This window comes from Nonomuraea sp. NPDC049784, assembly GCF_040659615.1.
Lineage (GTDB): Bacteria > Actinomycetota > Actinomycetes > Streptosporangiales > Streptosporangiaceae > Nonomuraea.
This window is the reverse complement of the sequence record NZ_JBFAMX010000183.1, coordinates 1-17,980: the sequence shown is the minus strand read 5'-3', so window position 1 is coordinate 17,980 and position 17,980 is coordinate 1. Positions and strand designations below refer to the sequence as shown.

Here is a 17,980-nt window from a genome sequence, read left to right as displayed (position 1 = left end):
CAGGCGGTGCTGCGGCAGGCGCGCATGGCCGTGCAGCAGTACGCCGACCCGGCCTGGCGGCCCGAGGGCCTGGCGGCGCTGGCCGCGGAGCTGCGCTCGCTGCTCGGCACAGCCGCTCCCGGCTCCGACCACCAGCTCGCGTTCCTGCAGGCGTTCGGGCCGGTGGCCACCTCCGACGCGGACCTCGACCTGCTGCAGCGCATCCTGGACGGCTCCGAGGTCCCCGAGGGGCTGAGCGTGGACGCCGACCTGCGCTGGTCGCTCACGCACGCGCTGGTCGCCGGCGGGCGGCTGGGCGAGGCCGACATCGACGCCGAGCTGGAGCGGGACCCCACGGCGACGGGTGAGCGGTCGGCGGCGCTGTGCCGGGCCGCGATCCCGACGGCCGAGGCCAAGGCCGCCGCTTGGGAGCGGGTCGTGGGCGGCAAGCTGGCCAACCACATCGCTCGCACGACGATCTCGGGGTTCCAGGACCCGAACCACCCCGAGCTGCTGGAGCCGTACCGGGAGAAGTACTTCGCCGAAGTGGGGCGAATCTACCGGGAGTGGACGTTCGACCAGGCGTCGACGTTCGCGGTGGGGTGCTTCCCCGCGCTGCTGATCGAGCCGGAGACCGTGAAGGCGGCGGAGAACTACCTGGAGGCCGAGCAGCCGCCGCAGGCCCTGCGGCGGCTCATCCTGGAGGGCGCCGACGGCGTCAGCCGGGCGCTGCGTAACCGGGAGAAGGACGCCGCGTCCGCCTGACGCGCCGCTTTCGAGGGCCCCCGCCACCGGCGGGGGCTCTTCGCGCTCGAGGGAGTGTTCACCGAGTTGACCGTGGCACCTGAGGTGCGATGTTAGCCTCGGTTACGTGCTAGGCGCGGGGACCGCCCTCAACGATCGCTACGTGCTCGCCGGCCGCCTGGGCGGCGGTGGCATGGGCGAGGTGTGGCGTGCCGACGACACGGTCCTCGGGCGCGCGGTGGCGGTCAAGGTGCTCATGCCCGCGCTGAGCGAGAGCCCGACGTTCACCCAGCGGTTCCAGAACGAAGCCCGTGCCATGGCCACCCTCCGGCATCCGGGCGTGGTCGACGTCTACGACTACGGCATCTGCGAGGTCGAGGGCCGCCAGGTCAGCTTCCTGGTCATGGAATACATCCAGGGCGAGTCGCTCGACCGCGTCCTGCGGCGCGGCCCGCTCGGCCCCGCCGCCACCATGCGGCTGGTCGCGGAGGTCGGCGACGCGCTGGCCGCGGCGCACGCCCAGGGCATCGTCCACCGCGACGTCAAGCCGGCCAACCTCATGGTCAGGCCCGACGGCAGCGTGGTGCTCACCGACTTCGGCATCGCCCACTCGGTCTCGGCCGGCCATCTGACGGCGACGGGCACGATGCTCTGCTCGGCCGGTTACTGCGCTCCGGAGATGGCCACGGCCAGCGACGTGACGCCCGCGGTCGACGTCTACGCCCTCGGGGTGGTGGCGTACGAGTGCCTGACGGGGCAGCTCCCGTTCCAGGGCGACACACCCGTACAGATCATCTTCAAGCACCTCAACTCCCCCGTCCCGCGCCTGCCCGACGACGTGCCGGCCGGGCCGCGTCACGTGGTGTCGCGAGCGCTGGAGAAGACGCCCGACCGGCGCTGGCCGACGGCCACCGTGATGGCGGAGGCCGCGCGCAAGGCACTGGCCGCTCCGAACTCGCCGCCCACGCCGCGCCGCAACCGCACCGCGCGGGCGGTGCTCACCATGGCCGCCGCCGTGGTCGTGTCGGCGGCCGTGGCGGGCTCGGTCTGGCTGCGGCCCGCCCAGCCGACGACCACCGAGGAGGTGCCGCCGACCGTGGACGCCACCGTGGCCACCGCCTCCTCGCCGCCGCCGTCGAGCGTCACCCGGCCTTCCACGCCTCCGCCCAGGCGCGCCCCCACCCCCAAGCCGGCCCACAGCACGCCTGTGCCGAGCCCCAGCGCCACGGTCAGCACCACCCGGCCGACCAGGACGCCCACCCCCACGCCGACCACCTCGGAGCCCGAGCCGACCGAGGAGCCGACCACGGCCGGCCCCGAGGAGCCTCCATCCTCCGACCCCACGGTCAGCGGCCCGCCGGGGGAGATCCAGTGCATCCGTTCCCCGTGCCCATGACCATCCTCGACCACTCGCCGGTCATGAGAGAGTCATCGCGTGGACTCGACTCGTGACCTGCTCATCGCCCTTGCCCGCCGCTACGCCTTCGCCGATCTCGGCGCGCTCGCGCCGGCCGCGGAGATCGCCGAGGTGTGCGAGTTCGGCCACAGGTTGCTCTCACTCGACGCCGAGGACTTCGCGGCCGAGGCCAGGGGCGTCCCGGCCGACCTGCGGCGGCGCGCGCGGGCGTGCCACATGCCTCAGACGCCGCGCGAGCAGCCCCGCGGGGCGCTCGACTCCCTTCGGCCCGCGTACGGCCTGCTGCTCGAGGTGATCGCCGTACGATGGCACCGGCGCGAGCTGAGCCCGATGATCGCCGCGGTCCACATCGCCAGCGAATACCTGCCGCTGCTGGCCTTCGAGCCCCATCTCGGCCACGCCGGCGACCCCGCCCGCTGGCCCGAGGGGCTGAGCGCGCCGGGGAGCCGCTTCGGGGTGATCGGCGACCGGGAGTGCGACCACACCAAGTCTGAGCAGTCCGCCACCAACCGGACGCTGCGGGTGTCGACGGAGCCGGGCGAGGGCTGGCGCGCGTACTTCGACCGGCAGCACAGTCAGGTGGCCGGCGCGCTCGCCGTCTGCGTAGCCACCTGCCGCAACCCGTGCACGGCCATGGACTGGATCGCGTCCAAGCCGCGCGCCGACCTCCAGCTCCGCGCCCGCACGGCGCTCGCCTTCGCCGACACCCCGCTCGTCCGGTTGCGGCACGCGGCTCCCGTTGGGCACGGGTTCGGGGTGCCGTCGCCGGAGGAGGTACTGGACGCCTGGGAACGCAGCCGCGGCGTGCTCGACAAGAACGCCGTCGGGTCCTCGGCGCTCGAGGACGACGGGTTCCCTCTGCCCGGGCTGCCCGCGCTGTTCTCTGCCATCGCCAGCGCGCCGATCGAGCCGGCGACGCTGCTGGGCGGGGTCAGCGAGCACATCGTGAGGCTGCTCGAACGGCTCTGATCAGCGGCGGGCGGTGGCCTGTTCGCCGAGGGCGGCGATGCCGTAGAGCAGGCCTCCCACCAGGTCGCCCACGCTGAACGCCGTGGCCATCGACATCGCCGTCAACCGGCAGGCTCCGTCGGACAGCCGCCTCCTGGCGCGCTCCCCCGTCACGATCTCCAGGGCACGGCCGCGCAGGTCCACGAAGATCACGACGGCGTCGCCGGCCTCCTCTCCGAGGGCGGCGTGCAGGCGTTCGGCGAAGTGGCGGCGCGAACCCACCGGCTCCCCGAGGAACACCCCGAACCGGAGCCCGCTGCGCCGTTCGGCGGCGTGCAGGGCCCGCCTGACGTCGTCGGCCTGGGCGACGGTCAATCCTCGCATCGTCACCTCACCATCCGGCGGAGGCCCCGCCGACCTGCCTGCTGGGCTCGGCCGTCTCGGCGGCGGCCACCCAGTCGTGCTCGGGAACGTCCGCCCAGTGCGCCACCCGGTCGGCGAGCACCAGCTCCGAGGTGCTCACGCCGCGCTCGCTCCTGGACGGGCCGCCCAGCCACACGGGGCCGGACTCGATCCGGCGCTGGATCCCGCGCCCGGGCAGCATGACCAGCAGGCTGATCACCACGAACAGCCCCAACGACACCCCGATGAGGAAGAGCAGAATCTCGCCCGCGCTGTGCACACAAAAAACGTAATCCCGATGCGCGCCTCGGGCCAGACCCCGTTCTGGGAGTGTCCACAAGGTAAGATCAAATGTGAGACGACATCTCTAGAGAAGAATGTAGAACATACCCGCATAACGCGCGTGGAACACGATGAGCTGGGCCATAAAACTATGGACAGGGCAACACTAGGAATCGTTCCGATCTCCGAGCTACGGTGAGTTACGTGGACCCCGACAATCAGCGAGAAGACGGTCACAACGCGTCACCAATCTGGGTGAGCGACCGGCCAGAGAGCGAGCAGACCGCCGCCAAGCCTTCGGCGCCCACCTCCACGTACGCGCCCATCGAACGCGCGTCCGTGCGTAGCCTGCTGCAACAACCACGCTTTCGCCGCCTGCGCAACCGCGCGCTGCTGGCGATCGCCGTCGCCGTGGTAGTGGGCTTCCTTGTGAGCGACTGGCGGGTGGGCGTGACCGCGGGCGTGACCGCGGGCATCCTGGAGGCGGTCTATCGTGCGCGTTCGCACTCGTCCGTGCCCGCCTGGCGGCGCACGTCCGTGGCGGAGCGCCGCACAGAGGCGCAGCTGCGCAAGCTCGAGCGCAGCGGCTATCGCACGCTCCACGCCAGGGCGATCCCCAACAGCGAGGCCCAGATCGACCATCTCGTGGTCGGCCCTACCGGCGTGTACGCGGTCGACTCCGAGAAATGGGACAAGCGGCTGCCGGTACGCGTCCAGATGGGCAAGAAGCTCTTCCACGGCCCCTTCGACAAGAAGGCCCGCCTCACTGAGGCCAAGTGGGAGGCGTCGCAGGCCAGCGAGCTGATCACCAAGTCGTTCGGCCGCGAGGTGGCAGTCGTGCCCTCGCTCGCCATCTACGGCCCCCCGGTGCCGTGGAAGATCATGACCATCCGTGGCGTGGACGTCTACCAGGGCGACCGCGCCCGCAAGTGGATCACCAAGCGCGAGCGGGCGCTGACCGACGGCGAGATCGACCGGATCTACGACATCGCCGCCCAGGTCCTCCCCGCCCGGTACGGCGACGACTAAACCCCCGGCTCCCCGGCGTCCGGCACCAGCCGGGCGCCGAAGTCGTCCAGGGCGACGGCCAGCTCCGCGCTGGGCGGCAGCTTCTGGGGCAGGCGCGAGTACAACGCGGTGCCGAACCCGGCGATGCGCACGATGTGGTCGATCAGCGCCTCCCTGTCACGCGGCCACGGAAACGAGGGCTGCGCGATCAGCAGGGAGACGCAGCCGTGCACGGCCGACCAGAGGCCCAGCGCGAGCTCCTCGGGATCGCCCTCGAGCACGCGCGTCTCCACGCAGGCCGAGACCGCGTTCACCATGTGACGGAAGCACTCGGCGGCGGCCGGGGGCACGCCCGGCCCCGTTGAGGCCCGCATCATCAGCACCCTGTACTGCACCGGGTGGTCCAGGGCGAAGCGGGCGTACGCGCGCCCGCATTTTCCCAGGGCGATGAACGGGTCGCCGCCCAGGTTCTCGCTGAACATCCGGCCGAACTCGCCCCAGACCCGCAGGCACACCGCCTCGACGAGCGCCTCCTTGTCGGCGAAGTGCATGTAGACCGACGGTGTGGACACCCCTGCCCGCATGGCGACGGCGCGAAGCGTGAGCGCGTCCTCGCTGCCCGATTCGGCCAGCAGGTCCTCCGCCGCCCGCAGGATCTCCTCCCGCAGCAGCACTCCCTCTCCGCGTCTTGCGCGTACGCGTCTGGTGGTCATGATCTCAGGTTGACGCCGTCAGGTTAACGATGTCAATCTGATCTCCTGCGGAAGGGATTGCGAAAATGGGGACTTTTCGGGAAGCAACCGCATTGACCGCTCGTGGCGACGGCGAGTTCGAGGCCGTGCTGGACGCCCAGTGGAGCGTCGGGAACCGGCTGCATGGGGGCTACCTGCTGGCCGTGCTCGCCAGGGCCGCGACCGAGAGCGAGGCGGGCGCGGGCCATCCGCACGTGACGGCGGTCAGCGGCTCCTTCATCGAGCCGCCCGAGCCCGGCGAGGCTCTGGCGCGGGTGGAAACGCTGCGGGTCGGCAGGAGCGTGGCCCAGGTCAGGGCCGCGCTGGTGCAGGACGGCCGCACCCGCGTCGAGTCGCACATCACGCTCGGCCTGCTGGACGACTCGGGCCCCTGGTGGTCGGCGCACGAGCCGGTCGAGCTGCCTCCCGAGGACGAATGCTTCCTGGCCCCGACCGATCCCCCAGGCACGGATCTCCTGGTGCCGCTGATGTCCGTGGTCGAGGAGCGCATCGTTCCCGAGCACCTGTCCTTCGCGTTCGGCGCCCCCACCAAGCGCGGCGTCATCGCGAGCTGGCAACGGCTGGCCGACGGCTCGGACTGGGACCCGCTGAGCCTGCTGGTGGCGCTCGACCCGGTGCCGCCCGTGTCGTTCGACCTGGGGCTGTCCGGATGGGTGCCGACCATCCAGCTGTCGGCGTACATCCGCAGGCTGCCCGCTCCCGGGCCGATCAGGGTGCGGCTGTCGGCCACGGACGTCGGCGGCGACCGGATGGACGAGGTGGCCCACATCTGGGACGACAAGGGCCGTCTGGTGGGCCAGTCGACCCAGCTCGCCGCCGTGCGGCTCCCGGCCGGTGAGCCCGGCTGACCTGCGTTCCTCCGCCCGCCCGCACTTCGGCAGGGGTTCCTTTCGGGACGAAGGACCCGGGTGACGGCGACCGCCGTACTCCGGCGGGGTGGGGAGGGCGGGTCTAGCGGTAGATCTCCGGGATCGAGCCGCACCAAGGGAAGAACTCGCTCCGGCCGGCCCGGGTGATGTCGCCGCATATGCCCACCTGGGTAGGCCGATCGGCGCCCTTGACGTGCAGGATCAGCACGGCCTTGTCCAGCGGGTACTGCCGGGCCGAGTCCGCGCCGAGGTCGAGCGCGCCCGTGGCGCCCTCGATGGCGTGCCCGCTCTGGTCCGGTGTGTGCAGGGTGCCGAGCTGCCGCCAGACGGTGTACGAGTTCACCGGCACGCGGTGCCGCTCCTTGCCGAGCCGCCGGATCGCGGTGATCATCGTCTCCGTGGCGTCGTAGGCCAGGGCGGCATGCCCGTCCAGCGTCCGCCCCGGTCCCGGCTCCTCGCACTCGAAGGGGAATGTGGCGAACAGGTCCGCGTAGAAGTCGTGGCGCTGCGGCTCGCCGCACTTGTTCGGCGCCGCGGCGAACGACTCGTAGTAGTAGCCCACGCTGCTGACGTCCGACCTGACCCGCACGTCGGCGACGTACCGGGTGACGTCGTCGCCGCCGAGGATGGTCGGCGGCGCGCCCGCGCACTTGTCCGCCACCCCCTTCACGAACTCGGCGAAGTCGGGGATGCCGCGCCCGGCGAAGTACACCAGCCCGTCGAACCCGCACGCCGACACCCCGGCGTCCCTGGGCTCCCCCGCGTAGGCGTCGTCGCTCCTGTCCTCGGGTCCCGGCTTGGCGCCCCCGACCGGAGTGAACCTGAGCCCCTCGACCGCGAAGCCGCGCTCCTCGAGGCGGGCGATGACCCGGCTCTTGAGGTTGGAGGCGTAGTAGTCGGTCACGTCGTGCGAGTAGTACACCCGTGCCTTCCTGGCCACCTCGCCCTTCTTGACCAGCGAGTCGGCGAAGGCCGCCGCCATCCACGCCTGCCTGGAGTTCTGCGGGGCGACCTGGAAGTAGAACGGCGACTCGTTCACGAGGCGGTCGGCCGACAGCGTGGACGCCACCATCGGCAGCCCCGCCTTGCCCAGCTCCTGGATGGCCGCGACGGTCTCCTGGCGGCTCTGGTCCAGCCCGACCACGCCCACGATGGGCGCCTCGTCGTCGCGGTAGCGCAGCAGCAGCCTGGCGATGCTCGAGCCGTGCTGCATCCTGCCGCCCGCGTTCGCGAGCAGGATGCGGACGAGGGGCTCGCTGGGCCCCGTGGAGCCGTTCTGCCGCTTCTGCGCGACGGCCACGCCCGCCAGGCCCTCGCGGGCGGCGGCCAGCGTGTCCCGGTCCGTCGAGGTCAGCGCCGCGAGGTAGACGATCGTCACGTACGGCCGGTCGCTGCCCTCGTGGCGTTGCGCGGCCCGCTCGTTCTCCCGCTGGAGCACGGCCTGGACCTGCCGGATCTCGGCGTTGCCCGGCGAGAACAGGTAGCCGGGCTCGGCCACTCCCACGCACTCGGTGCCGGCCAGCTGCCTGCCGCTCTCCGTCCACGGCGTCCACAGGCCGGTGGCGCAGGCGTTCCTGTGCCAGGCGGCGGTCTGGCCCGCGTACGCGCCGGCAGCGCCGGCCAGGGCCATCCAGAACAGCGCGATGGCCGTCCACGACGACCACCAGGGCGCCACGCGGGCGGGCGGCACCCAGGCGGCGTCCATGACGTCGTACTTGGACAGGTCGGAAGGGACGGGCGGCGCCGAGATGGTGAGCGGCGTGTCCAGAACGCGCCGCCAGGTGGCGGGGTCCTCGGCCGTGACAAGCTCGCGCCGCCAGCGGATGAGCCGCCACAGCGGCTCCTCGTCGTCCTCCAGGAGGACCGCGCCGGGCGTGTACGAGACCACCACGACCGGGTCGAACCTACCGAGGTCCGCGCGCCGCTCCTCGATGAGCTCGACGAGCCCCGCGCCGTTCTCGTTGAGCAGCAGGAGCGGGTAGAGGACGTGGGCCGCGCCGCGCACGTGCAGCGGGGAGCGCCGGTACTGCCTGATCAGGTCGTCCATGAACGCGCGCAGCAGCAGCCGCGAGACGCGCCGCTCGTCGGCCGGGTCCAGGCCGGACAGCAGGGCCGCGACGCCGGGCGCCTTGGGATCGTCCTGCGACAACGCGCGCCGCAGCCAGCGGAAGCGCCCGCCGAGGCCGGGCACGCGCCCGCTGAGGCGCAGGTCGTGCAGGAAGCCGGGTAACAGCTTGAGCAGCAGGTTGACCGGGAAAGGGACGTGCTCGGCGCCCCTGCCGGCCGTGTCGACGCCCCATCCCCAGTTGCGGTCGGATTCGCGCAGGGCACGGCGTGCCTGCTCCTCCTTGCCGTGGGACTCGGCCAGCCGCTCCACGAGCTGGGCGGTCAGCTGGTAGCGCGGGAAGCGGAGCCTGGCGCCCCGCAGCGCGGCGACGATCCGGGAGAGGACCTTCGGCACCGGCTCCCCCGGCTGGATGTCCGGGCGCGCACGCGGGATCCCCGGCGAGACCACGTGGACGGCCTGCCGGCCCTGCGGCGTAAGGATCTCCGGCCAGTCGCCTGCCTCGCTCAGCTCGACCAGGGGGATCCCCATGCGGTCGATGTGCTGCTTCTTGTCCTTGCCCTCCCGCCATTTGGCCAGCAGCGGCTGCCGGGCGGCGTGCGGCGAGTCCTGGACGCCCTCTCCCCTGGCGGGCCTGCGGCACAGGCGGTCTATGGTGTGGATGAAGTTGCCGACCCTGGCGGGATCGTCGAGCATGACTGCCCCGTTGCTCATTTGATCTCTGTAACACGAGATCGGCCGCGGCCGGCTTCTTTTTCGGGCTCGATCCGGTAACCAACCGTCCGATGCGTGGACACGTGTCTCAGTTGCCGGGCAAGTGGCCGTAACATGTGAAGACTCGCTAGCGATGGGAGATGCGCAATGCCCGCCCTCAGGTCACGTACAGTCACCCACGGCAGGAACATGGCCGGTGCCCGGGCCCTGCTCCGGGCGACCGGCGTAGCCGGGAGCGACTTCGGCAAGCCGATCATCGCGGTGGCCAACAGCTTCACCCAGTTCGTGCCGGGTCACGTGCATCTCAGGGATGTCGGTGACGTGGTGTCCGCGGCGATCAGGGAGGCCGGGGCGATCCCGCGGGAGTTCAACACGATCGCCGTGGACGACGGCATCGCGATGGGCCACGGCGGCATGCTCTACTCGCTGCCGTCGCGTGAGCTGATCGCCGACGCCGTGGAGTACATGGTCAACGCGCACTGTGCCGACGCGCTGATCTGCGTGTCCAACTGCGACAAGATCACGCCGGGCATGCTGCTGGCCGCGTTCAGGCTGAACATCCCGACGATCTTCGTCTCCGGCGGCCCCATGGAGGCCGGCAAGACGCCGGGCAAGAAGCTCGACCTGATCGACCCCATGATCGCCTCCGCCGACGACTCCGTCTCGGACGCCGAGCTGCTGGAGATGGAGGAGAACGCCTGCCCGACCTGCGGCTCCTGCTCCGGCATGTTCACCGCCAACTCCATGAACTGCCTGGCCGAGGCCATCGGGCTGGCGCTGCCGGGCAACGGCACGATCCTGGCCACGCACAAGGCGCGCAAGAAGCTGTTCGAGGACGCCGGGCGGCAGCTCGTGGAGATCACCCGCCGCTACTACGAGGACGACGACGAGTCGGTGCTGCCGCGCTCGATCGCCACCCGCGACGCGTTCGAGAACGCCATGACGCTCGACGTCGCGATGGGCGGCTCGACCAACACGATCCTGCACATCCTGGCCGCGGCCCGCGAGGCCGGCGTCGACTTCGGGCTCAAGGAGATCAACGAGATCTCGCTGCGTGTCCCGTGCGTCTGCAAGGTCGCCCCGGCCACGAACAAATACCACGTCGAGGACGTCCACCGCGCCGGCGGCATCCCCGGCATCCTGGGCGAGCTCGACCGGGCCGGTCTGCTGCACCGCGACGTGCCCACCGTGAACGGCGGCACGCTGGCCGACATGCTGGCCTCCTGGGACGTGAAGTCGCCGACGGCGCTGCCCGAGGCCGTCGAGCTCTGGCACGCGGCCCCCGGCAACGTCCGCACCGTCAAGGCGTACTCGCAGGACAACCGCTGGGACGACCTCGACCTCGACCGCGCGGCCGGGTGCATCCGCGACCTGGAGCACGCCTACACCGCGGACGGCGGCCTGGCCGTCCTCTACGGCAACATCTCGCGTGACGGCGCGGTGGTGAAGACGGCCGGGGTGGACGAGTCGATCTGGAAGTTCAGCGGCCCCGCGGTGGTGTTCGAGTCGCAGGAGCAGGCGGTCGAGGGCATTCTCGGCGGGCGCGTCAAGGAGGGCGACGTGGTGGTCATCCGCTACGAGGGCCCCAAGGGCGGCCCCGGCATGCAGGAGATGCTCTACCCGACGTCCTTCCTGAAGGGCAAGGGGCTCGGCAAGGCCTGCGCGCTGGTCACCGACGGCCGCTTCTCCGGCGGCACCTCCGGCCTGTCGATCGGCCACGCCTCGCCCGAAGCGGCCGAGGGCGGCGCGATCGCGCTGGTCGAGGATGGCGACATCATCGACATCGACATCCCCAACCGGTCGATGGAGCTGCGGGTGCCCGAGGCCGAGCTGGCCGCGCGGCGCGAGCGGCTGCTGGCGGACCTGGGCGGGTACCGGCCGCGCGACCGCGACAGGCAGGTGAGCGTGGCGCTGCAGGCGTACGCGGCGATGACGACGTCCGCGTCGACGGGCGCCTCGCGCGATCTTTCCCAGCTGTCGCGGTAGGGACGACCTGTGCGGCAGGCGACAGGGTTCTTACCTGCCGCACAGGTTTTCGAAAAATGTCGGTCCTCATCCCTATTCTTGGGGTATGACGACAGTCGTGAAGCACGATACTCGCCCGCTGACGACCGCCGAGATCGCCGCCCTCGCTCTCTCCCTCGCCCACCTCGGAGCGGGCCCCCAGGCCGTCACCGCACGGCGTGGCCTGCAGCACGCGTTCGAGCACCTGGAGCTCGACGACGACGTCATCGCCACCACGCTCACGACCCTCACCGAGCCGCTGCCCGTGGAGGTCGCCTCCAGGGCCAGGCTCATGGCCGACGCCATCACCAGCCGCCTCATGATCCGCCTGCACTACCGCGACGCCTCGGGCGCCGTCACCACGCGCGACGTCGAGCCGGTGACGTGCCTGGTCCACCGCGAATACTGGTATCTGGTGGGCGTGTGCAGGATGCGCCGGGCGATCAGGGCGTTCAGGTTCGACCGGATCATCGCGGTCGAGCCCACGCTCACGCCGTCCCGCCCGCATCTGGCTGACCGGTTCCTGCCCTTCCAGCGGCGCAAGCGCACCAGAGCCGCGTAAAAAACTGGCCCGCGCTTGACCGGACGCGCCCCCGGCCTTTGGGGTCGCGAGTGACAGGCTCCCGCACATGCGCGTTCGGAGATTCTCCCTCGTCTCTGTCCTGCTGGCCGTGGCCGGATGTGCCGGCCCCTCGATCGCCGCCCCGCCGCCGGGCACTCCCGTCCGGCAGCCGGGCGGGGTCGTCGTCGAGAGCGTGCTGCCCGTTGCCGCGCGGCGCGCTCTCGACCAGACCTTGGACCGCTACCTGCGCGATCGTCCCGGCCGCGCGGCACTGGCCGTCTACGACCGGACGACCGGCACCAGGTACGCCTTCCGCGAGCGCACGCCGTTCATGCTGGCCAGCGTGGCCAAGGTGGACATCCTGCTGGCGTTCCTGCTCAGCAAGCGCGGCGAGCTGAGCGACTACGAGCGCAACCTGACCTCCCGGATGATCCGTGACAGCGACAACGACTGCGCGGGCGAGCTCTACATGACGATCGGCGGCCGGGACGGGTTCGCCGAGGTCTTGCGCCGGCTCGGCGTCGAGCACACGTCACCAGGGCCGGAGCTCTACTGGGGAACGACCCTCAGCCGCCCATCTGACCAGGTGAAGGTGCTGGAGCGGCTCACCGACCCCGAGGGGCCGCTGCCGGCCCACGACCGGCGCTACGCGCTGAAGCTCATGTCGTCCGTGCAGCCGTCGCAGGCGTGGGGGGTCAGCGCTGCCGGGGGCGAGGTGGCGCTCAAGAACGGGTGGCTGCCCGCCGACGCGCACGGCGGGCTCTGGACGGTCAACAGCGTGGGGCGGCTCGACGTACGCGGGCACGAGCTGCTGATCGCGGTCCTGTCGGAGCGCAGCCCGACCATGGAGACGGGAATCGCCACGGTCGAGCGACTTGCCCAGCTGGCTGTGGACTCGCTGACGAGACCCGCGGAGATCGTCAGCGCCACCGAGGTCTTCTAGGAGGAGCAGCACCCTCCGCCGCAACAGCCCCCGCTCGCCCTGGGCGCTGCCGCGCCGCCTGTCATCGACACCGTGGACAGCAGCTTCACCGTGTCGTCGTGCCCCTCAGGGCAGGTCGCCGGGTCGTTGGAGGCCGACATGGGACGGGAGACCTCGAACGTGGAGCCGCAGGCGCGGCAGCGGAAGTCGTAACGCGGCATGTGCTTAAGAATAGGTCAGGTGCGCGTAGTCGGACACGGGCTCGTAGCCGATCGACTGGTAGATGGCGTTGCTCGTGGGGTTGTTGAGGTCGGTGAAGAGCACCACCTCGTCGCAGCGCTCCGTCAGGCCGACGTGGCTGGCGTACGCCGTGACCGCGGCGCCGTACCCGTTCCTGCGGCACGAGGGCGGCGTGTAGACCGGGCCGATGCGGCAGACCCCGCCGGCCGCCGGGGAGAGCGCGGCCAGCGAGACCGGAGCCCCGCCCACCTCCCAGACGAACAGCTCGCGGGCCGCCAGCCGCCGCGCGACGCGGTCGGCCACGTCGGCGTCCCCGCCCGTCGACACCTCCTCACCGAACGCCTGGTACCAGCTCGCCAGCAGCGGGAAGTCCGCGGGCACGGCCAGCCTGCCGTGACCTGGCGCGTCGGGGACGGTCAGCGTACCGAGCCGGTAGAGACGCTCCGGCACCACCTGCTCAGGCGCTCCCAGCAGCCGCTCGACCTCTGAAGTCAGCTCGACCTGCCCCATCACCGCGGCGAGCCCGCCGCCGAGCGCCTCGACGAGCGGTGTGACGGCCTCGACGGGCATGGTGGCGAGTCCGACGGGATGCGGCGGTGTATGGATGAAAGCGCCCCGCACGTCGCCGCCGACCGTCCACCAGCCGAAACGAGGGTCCTTGGCCGGCATGCCGACCCGCAGGTTGGCCAGCACGGTCAGCGCGACCGTGTTGTGCACCGGGTCGCCGAGCAGGAAGGGCTCGGCGACCGCGGCGTACTCCTCAACGTCTGAGGTTAAGGTCCACATGCCTACTCATGGTGTCAGGCAGTGGCCTTGGGGGACAAAGCGGTTTTCAGGCCGCGGCCTCGAGGTAGGGCGCCCATTGCGGGTCTCCGGCGAGCGAAGCGCCGATGAGCCGCCAGTGAGCGCCCCGTGGCACCGACGGGTCGAAGCGGAGCGTCCACCCAAGTTCCTCCAGGTACTTGTCGGCCTTTCTGTGGTTGCAGGTGGTGCAGGAAGCGACGCAGTTTTCCCAGGTGTGGGTGCCGCCTCTGGACCGCGGGATGACATGGTCGATGGTCTCGGCCCGCTGCCCGCAGTAGGCGCAGCGGTAGTCGTCGCGCCGCATGAGGGCGGCCCGGGTCAGGGGGATGCGGGACCGGTAGGGGATACGGACATATCTCCGGAGCCTGATCACCGAGGGGACGTCGAGCGTGCGGCTCGCGGAGCGCAGCACCGCGCCCCTGCCGTCACGGTGGACGACATCGGCCTTCTCCCGCAGCACCAGCACGACGGCTCGGTGCAGCGAAAGGGTGGTCAGTGGCTCGTAGGTGGCGTTGAGCAGCAGGACCTGGCGCATCATCGGGCCTCTCCCTGCTGCGCGCGTATCAAAGGGGACATGCCGCGGCATGTCCCGACTGTCGGCCCCTCCTGGGGCACTCGTGCTTCCGTCACGTGGACCTCCGCCGGACGGTCCAGCGGATGGTCACCACGGCACCGTCCTGTCACCAAGTCTGGCGTTTGCACCGTGGTCCCCGCCACCCCAAAAATCCTCTAGCCGGAATGGACCAGTGGGACACACGATACGTTTTATGCCCGCTTCACCAGCGCTTTACGCATGTCCTTTGGCAGTAGGGTTCCCAGCATGAAGCTGGAGCCGTATCCGACCGCACGCCGCGAAGACACCGTCGACCTCCTGCACGGCACGCCCGTGCCCGACCCTTATCGGTGGCTCGAGGATCCAGACAGTCCCGAAACCAAGGGATGGCTGCTCGCGCAGGCCGAGCTGTACAGCGGGCAGCGCGGGGAGCAGCGGTTCAAGAGCCGCATCGCCGAGCTGCTCAGATCCGGCTCGGTGGGCGCGCCGGCCTGGCGCGGCGGGCGCCACTTCTTCACCCGCCGCACGCCCGACCAGGAGCACGCCGTCTACTACGTCGTCGAGCCTGACGGCACGGAGCGCGCGCTGATCGACCCGATGGCGATCGACCCGTCGGGGCTGACCACGCTGGACGCCGTGCAGCCCGACAAAGAGGGGCGGCTGCTGGCGTACCAGATCTCCGTGGGCGGCGACGAGGAGTCGATCCTCTACGTGATGGACGTCACCACGGGCGCGCGGGTCGAGGGGCCGATCGACCGCTGCCGCTACTCCCCCATCGCCTGGCTGCCCGGCGGGGAGGCCTTCTACTACGTACGCAGGCTGCCCAGCACCGAGGTGCCGGAGAACGAGACGCAGTTCCACCGCCGGGTCTACCTCCACCGCGTCGGCACCTCCACCGAGGACGACGTGATGATCTTCGGCGAGGGCCTGAAGATGACCAACTACTACGGCGTCTCGGTCTCGCGTGACGGGCGCTGGCTGCAGGTGTCGGCCCATGAGGGCACCGCGCCGCGCAACGACCTCTGGGTGGCCGACCTGACCGCGTCCCCGATCGACCGGCCTCAGCTGACGGTCGTGCAGGAGGGCGTGGACGCGCAGGCGGGGCTGGTGTTCGGCCGCGACGGCAAGCTCTATGTCCACACCGACCGTGACGCTCCCAGGGCCCGCGTGTGCGTCACCGACCCGGCCGCGCCCGGCTTCGAGACCTGGCGCGACCTGGTCCCCGAGGATCCCGAGGCGGTGCTGAGCGACTTCGCGATCCTCGACGATCTGGAGCGCCCGGTCATGCTGGTGGGCTGGACCCGCCACGCGATCAGCGAGATCACCGTCCACGACCTGGAGACCGGCGAGCGCGTCGGCGAGGTGCCCACGCCGGGGCTCGGCTCCATCGGCGGCATCACCGAGCGTCCCGAGGGCGGCTACGAGGCGTGGTTCGGCTACACCGACAACACCACGCCGCCCACCATCCAGCGCTACGACGCCAGGACCGGCGAGACCACGCTCTGGGCGGCCTCCCCCGGCGCGGTCGAGGTGCCCCCCGTGCGCACCTCGCAGGTCGTCTACCGGTCCAAGGACGGCACCGACGTCCGCATGCTGATCATCTCCCCCGCCGACGACACCCCGGGTCCGCGCCCCACCGTCCTGTACGGCTACGGCGGCTTCGGCCTGTCGATGACCCCCGGCTACTCCGCGTCCATCCTGGCCTGGGTCGAGGCCGGCGGCGTCTATGCCATCGCCAACCTGCGCGGTGGCGGCGAGGAGGGCGAGGATTGGCACCGCGCGGGCATGCTCGGCAACAAGCAGAACGTGTTCGACGACTTCCACGCCGCCGCCGAGCACCTCATCGCGACCGGCGTGACCACGCCCGAGCAGCTCGGCATCTCCGGTGGCTCCAACGGCGGCCTGCTGGTGGGCGCCGCGCTGACGCAGCGCCCCGAGCTGTACGCGGCCGTCGTCTGCTCGGCGCCGCTGCTCGACATGGTCAGATATGAGAACTTCGGGCTCGGCGCCACCTGGAACGTCGAGTACGGCACGGCCGAGGACCCGGAGCAGTTCGGCTGGCTGCTGGGCTACTCGCCCTACCACCACGTCAAGGAGGCGGTGACGTACCCCGCGACGCTCTTCACCGTCTTCCAGTCCGACACGCGTGTGCATCCGCTTCACGCGTGGAAGATGTGTGCGGCGCTGCAGCACTCCTCGACCGGTGACCGTCCGGTGCTGCTGCGCAACGAGGCCGAAGTGGGGCACGGCGCGCGGTCGGTGAGCAGGACGGTCGATCTGTCGGCCGACACGCTGACCTTCCTCGCCCGGCACACGGGGCTATAGTCTCGACGGCATGAGCGAGCTGGGGCTGGCCATGGTCGAGGCCACCCCCAGCGCTGCTCTGCGGCCCTACGTGACGCGGCTGTGCGCGTACCACGAGCATTACGAGGCGCCCGTGGTCCGGTCGGAGATGGCGATGCCCGGGGCCGTGCTCATCCTCGCGCTCGGCGCGCCGATGGAGGCCGGCGGGCGACGGGTCACGGCGTTCTCCGGCGGGCTGGGCGACCGCTTCACGGTCACGCGCACAGTGGGGCCCTGCGAGGGCGTGGAGGTGGTGCTCACGCCGTTCGGGGCCAGGAGGCTGTACGGCGTGCCGATGCGGCACCTGACCAACCTCGTGGCGCCTCTCGACGACCTGCTGGGGCCGTGGGCCGACACGGTGCTGGACCGGCTGGCCTCGATGCCGTCGTGGGGAGAGCGGCTGGCGCTGGTCGACTCCTTGCTCTGCGCGCGGATCTCTTCCGGGCCCTCCGTACGGCCCGAGGTGCCGTGGGCGTGGGCCCGGCTGCTGGAGTCGGGGGGCCGCCTGGGCGCGGCGTCGCTGGCCGAGTCGCTGGGCTGGAGCCACCGGCATCTCGTCGCCCGCTTCCAGGACGAGATCGGGCTGCCGCCCAAGACGGCCGCACGGATGATCAGGTTCGGGCGGGCTCTGCGGATGCTGCGGTCGGGCCGGGCCATCGCGGCCGTCGCGGCGGAATGCGGCTTCTACGACCAGGCGCACATGAACCGCGAGTTCCGGGTGCTGGGCGACACGACGCCAGGTCAGATTCGTCCAAGACCTTCGCCTGCCGGCCCGGCATCCTGAGGTTCATGAGAACCGTTTACGCACTAGCCCGCTACCAGGACTGCCAGGCCGCGATCGACTTCCTGACCAGCGCGTTCGGGTTCCGGGCGCATGAGACGTCCAAGGACGAGGAAGGCGTGGTCAACCACGCCGAGCTGATGGTCGGAGACGATCTGATCATGATCGGGCGGGGGAAGCCCGGCGGGCCGGGGATCTACATCGCGGTCGAGAACGTCGACGCCCATCACGATCACGCCAGGGCCGCGGGGGCCGAGATCACCATGGATCTCGCCGACCAGCCCTACGGGTCACGCGAGTACGCCTGCAAGGACCCGGAAGGCAATCCGTGGTACTTCGGAACATACCGGCCCTGAGCGAACGGGTGCTCAGCCGGGGGCCAGGGACCGCGGGGCGGGGACCGGGAGTGGGTGGGCGGCCTCGGGGCGCAGGCCGTCGAAGACCAGGCTCAGATAACGCCGCCAGAGCTCGGGGGCCGCGTCGCCCAGCGGGGCCGTCGCCTGGACGACGGCGTTGATCAGCAGCAGGACGTCGTGCCCCGTGACGTCGCCCCGCACGGCCCCGTCGCCCCTGGCCCGCGCCGTGAGCGAC

18 protein-coding genes and 1 pseudogene are annotated in these 17,980 nt (G+C 71.2%); 11 read left to right on the top strand and 8 right to left on the bottom strand.

From position 1 onward, the window contains the following. From AB0J09_RS30735 to AB0J09_RS30725, 3 genes are all read left to right on the top strand, one after another. A partial coding sequence (locus AB0J09_RS30735; protein ID WP_360698582.1) for an ERAP1-like C-terminal domain-containing protein occupies positions 1-744 on the top strand: 744 nt, incomplete at its 5' end. 106 nt (positions 745-850) lie between these two features. Then, positions 851-2,119, top strand: coding sequence for a serine/threonine-protein kinase (locus tag AB0J09_RS30730; RefSeq protein WP_360698580.1), 1,269 nt, complete (start codon positions 851-853; stop codon positions 2,117-2,119). A gap of 39 nt (positions 2,120-2,158) precedes the next feature. Further along, on the top strand, positions 2,159-3,109 hold the full coding sequence (locus tag AB0J09_RS30725; RefSeq protein WP_360698578.1) for a hypothetical protein: 951 nt from the start codon (positions 2,159-2,161) through the stop codon (positions 3,107-3,109). Here AB0J09_RS30725 and AB0J09_RS30720 read toward each other — a convergent pair whose 3' ends face one another. Further along, on the bottom strand, positions 3,110-3,472 hold the full coding sequence (locus tag AB0J09_RS30720) for a DUF5130 family protein (protein WP_360698576.1): 363 nt from the start codon (positions 3,470-3,472) through the stop codon (positions 3,110-3,112). It lies immediately after the preceding gene. A 7-nt stretch (positions 3,473-3,479) separates the two neighbouring features. Further along, a complete protein-coding gene (locus AB0J09_RS30715) occupies positions 3,480-3,770 on the bottom strand; it encodes a hypothetical protein (protein ID WP_360698574.1) in 291 nt (96 codons plus the stop codon). A gap of 257 nt (positions 3,771-4,027) precedes the next feature. Between AB0J09_RS30715 and AB0J09_RS30710 the strand changes: the two genes are divergently transcribed. Beyond that, positions 4,028-4,801 (top strand): nuclease-related domain-containing protein, encoded by a 774-nt coding sequence (locus AB0J09_RS30710; RefSeq protein WP_360698572.1) that lies wholly within the window; start codon positions 4,028-4,030, stop codon positions 4,799-4,801. Here the strand turns inward: AB0J09_RS30710 and AB0J09_RS30705 are convergent. Beyond that, positions 4,798-5,493: a TetR/AcrR family transcriptional regulator gene (locus tag AB0J09_RS30705; RefSeq protein WP_360698570.1), complete on the bottom strand. Its 696-nt coding sequence runs from the start codon at positions 5,491-5,493 to the stop codon at positions 4,798-4,800. The genes AB0J09_RS30710 and AB0J09_RS30705 overlap by 4 nt on opposite strands. Positions 5,494-5,585: 92 nt before the next feature. On the opposite strand from AB0J09_RS30705, the gene AB0J09_RS30700 reads away from it, so the two are divergent. Beyond that, positions 5,586-6,380 carry a thioesterase family protein gene (locus tag AB0J09_RS30700; RefSeq protein ID WP_360698569.1) on the top strand — a complete coding sequence of 265 codons (795 nt, stop codon included), beginning with the start codon at positions 5,586-5,588 and terminating at the stop codon, positions 6,378-6,380. A 103-nt stretch (positions 6,381-6,483) separates the two neighbouring features. Here the strand turns inward: AB0J09_RS30700 and AB0J09_RS30695 are convergent, their stop codons facing one another. Beyond that, on the bottom strand, positions 6,484-9,180 hold the full coding sequence (locus AB0J09_RS30695; RefSeq protein ID WP_360698567.1) for an ABC transporter substrate-binding protein: 2,697 nt from the start codon (positions 9,178-9,180) through the stop codon (positions 6,484-6,486). A 147-nt stretch (positions 9,181-9,327) separates the two neighbouring features. On the opposite strand from AB0J09_RS30695, the gene ilvD reads away from it, so the two are divergent. From ilvD to AB0J09_RS30680, 3 genes are all read left to right on the top strand, one after another. Further along, positions 9,328-11,166: a dihydroxy-acid dehydratase gene (gene ilvD, locus AB0J09_RS30690; protein WP_360698566.1), complete on the top strand. Its 1,839-nt coding sequence runs from the start codon at positions 9,328-9,330 to the stop codon at positions 11,164-11,166. 85 nt (positions 11,167-11,251) lie between these two features. Beyond that, positions 11,252-11,746 (top strand): WYL domain-containing protein, encoded by a 495-nt coding sequence (locus tag AB0J09_RS30685; RefSeq protein WP_360698564.1) that lies wholly within the window; start codon positions 11,252-11,254, stop codon positions 11,744-11,746. 67 nt (positions 11,747-11,813) lie between these two features. Then, positions 11,814-12,689 (top strand): serine hydrolase, encoded by an 876-nt coding sequence (locus tag AB0J09_RS30680; protein WP_360698562.1) that lies wholly within the window; start codon positions 11,814-11,816, stop codon positions 12,687-12,689. Here AB0J09_RS30680 and AB0J09_RS30675 read toward each other — a convergent pair. Genes AB0J09_RS30675 through AB0J09_RS30665 form a run of 3 tightly spaced genes read right to left on the bottom strand, consistent with a single transcriptional unit; the run spans position 12,686 to position 14,247 of the window. Further along, positions 12,686-12,889 carry a zinc ribbon domain-containing protein gene (locus AB0J09_RS30675; RefSeq protein WP_360698560.1) on the bottom strand — a complete coding sequence of 68 codons (204 nt, stop codon included), beginning with the start codon at positions 12,887-12,889 and terminating at the stop codon, positions 12,686-12,688. The genes AB0J09_RS30680 and AB0J09_RS30675 overlap by 4 nt on opposite strands. A 4-nt stretch (positions 12,890-12,893) precedes the next feature. Continuing rightward, the gene (locus AB0J09_RS30670; protein ID WP_360698558.1) at positions 12,894-13,694 is read right to left on the bottom strand and encodes a GNAT family N-acetyltransferase; all 801 of its coding nucleotides are present in this window, start codon (positions 13,692-13,694) and stop codon (positions 12,894-12,896) included. 46 nt (positions 13,695-13,740) lie between these two features. Then, positions 13,741-14,247 carry an HNH endonuclease gene (locus tag AB0J09_RS30665; protein ID WP_344992955.1) on the bottom strand — a complete coding sequence of 169 codons (507 nt, stop codon included), beginning with the start codon at positions 14,245-14,247 and terminating at the stop codon, positions 13,741-13,743. 285 nt (positions 14,248-14,532) lie between these two features. On the opposite strand from AB0J09_RS30665, the gene AB0J09_RS30660 reads away from it, so the two are divergent. From AB0J09_RS30660 to AB0J09_RS30650, 3 genes are read left to right on the top strand one after another with little or no spacing between them, the layout of a single operon-like run. Further along, the gene (locus tag AB0J09_RS30660) at positions 14,533-16,590 is read left to right on the top strand and encodes a prolyl oligopeptidase family serine peptidase (protein WP_360698556.1); all 2,058 of its coding nucleotides are present in this window, start codon (positions 14,533-14,535) and stop codon (positions 16,588-16,590) included. Positions 16,591-16,600: 10 nt separating this feature from the next. Then, positions 16,601-17,392 (top strand): helix-turn-helix domain-containing protein, encoded by a 792-nt coding sequence (locus tag AB0J09_RS30655; RefSeq protein ID WP_360698554.1) that lies wholly within the window; start codon positions 16,601-16,603, stop codon positions 17,390-17,392. 5 nt (positions 17,393-17,397) lie between these two features. Then, positions 17,398-17,745, top strand: coding sequence for a VOC family protein (locus AB0J09_RS30650; protein ID WP_360698552.1), 348 nt, complete (start codon positions 17,398-17,400; stop codon positions 17,743-17,745). A 12-nt stretch (positions 17,746-17,757) separates the two neighbouring features. Here the strand turns inward: AB0J09_RS30650 and AB0J09_RS30645 are convergent. After that, positions 17,758-17,980 (bottom strand): annotated as a pseudogene (locus tag AB0J09_RS30645) (TetR family transcriptional regulator); the annotation flags it as partial.

What these genes read in the sequence shown, in the direction of transcription:
- AB0J09_RS30705 (WP_360698570.1), bottom strand. Translation starts at nt 5,493, where the DNA reads ATGACCACCAGACGCGTACGCGCAAGACGCGGAGAGGGAGTGCTGCTG.
- AB0J09_RS30720 (WP_360698576.1), bottom strand. Translation starts at nt 3,472, where the DNA reads ATGCGAGGATTGACCGTCGCCCAGGCCGACGACGTCAGGCGGGCCCTG.
- AB0J09_RS30685 (WP_360698564.1), top strand. Translation starts at nt 11,252, where the DNA reads ATGACGACAGTCGTGAAGCACGATACTCGCCCGCTGACGACCGCCGAG.
- AB0J09_RS30670 (WP_360698558.1), bottom strand. Translation starts at nt 13,694, where the DNA reads ATGTGGACCTTAACCTCAGACGTTGAGGAGTACGCCGCGGTCGCCGAG.
- AB0J09_RS30660 (WP_360698556.1), top strand. Translation starts at nt 14,533, where the DNA reads ATGAAGCTGGAGCCGTATCCGACCGCACGCCGCGAAGACACCGTCGAC.
- ilvD (WP_360698566.1), top strand. Translation starts at nt 9,328, where the DNA reads ATGCCCGCCCTCAGGTCACGTACAGTCACCCACGGCAGGAACATGGCC.
- AB0J09_RS30665 (WP_344992955.1), bottom strand. Translation starts at nt 14,247, where the DNA reads ATGCGCCAGGTCCTGCTGCTCAACGCCACCTACGAGCCACTGACCACC.
- AB0J09_RS30680 (WP_360698562.1), top strand. Translation starts at nt 11,814, where the DNA reads ATGCGCGTTCGGAGATTCTCCCTCGTCTCTGTCCTGCTGGCCGTGGCC.
- AB0J09_RS30675 (WP_360698560.1), bottom strand. Translation starts at nt 12,889, where the DNA reads ATGCCGCGTTACGACTTCCGCTGCCGCGCCTGCGGCTCCACGTTCGAG.
- AB0J09_RS30695 (WP_360698567.1), bottom strand. Translation starts at nt 9,180, where the DNA reads ATGAGCAACGGGGCAGTCATGCTCGACGATCCCGCCAGGGTCGGCAAC.
- AB0J09_RS30650 (WP_360698552.1), top strand. Translation starts at nt 17,398, where the DNA reads ATGAGAACCGTTTACGCACTAGCCCGCTACCAGGACTGCCAGGCCGCG.
- AB0J09_RS30655 (WP_360698554.1), top strand. Translation starts at nt 16,601, where the DNA reads ATGAGCGAGCTGGGGCTGGCCATGGTCGAGGCCACCCCCAGCGCTGCT.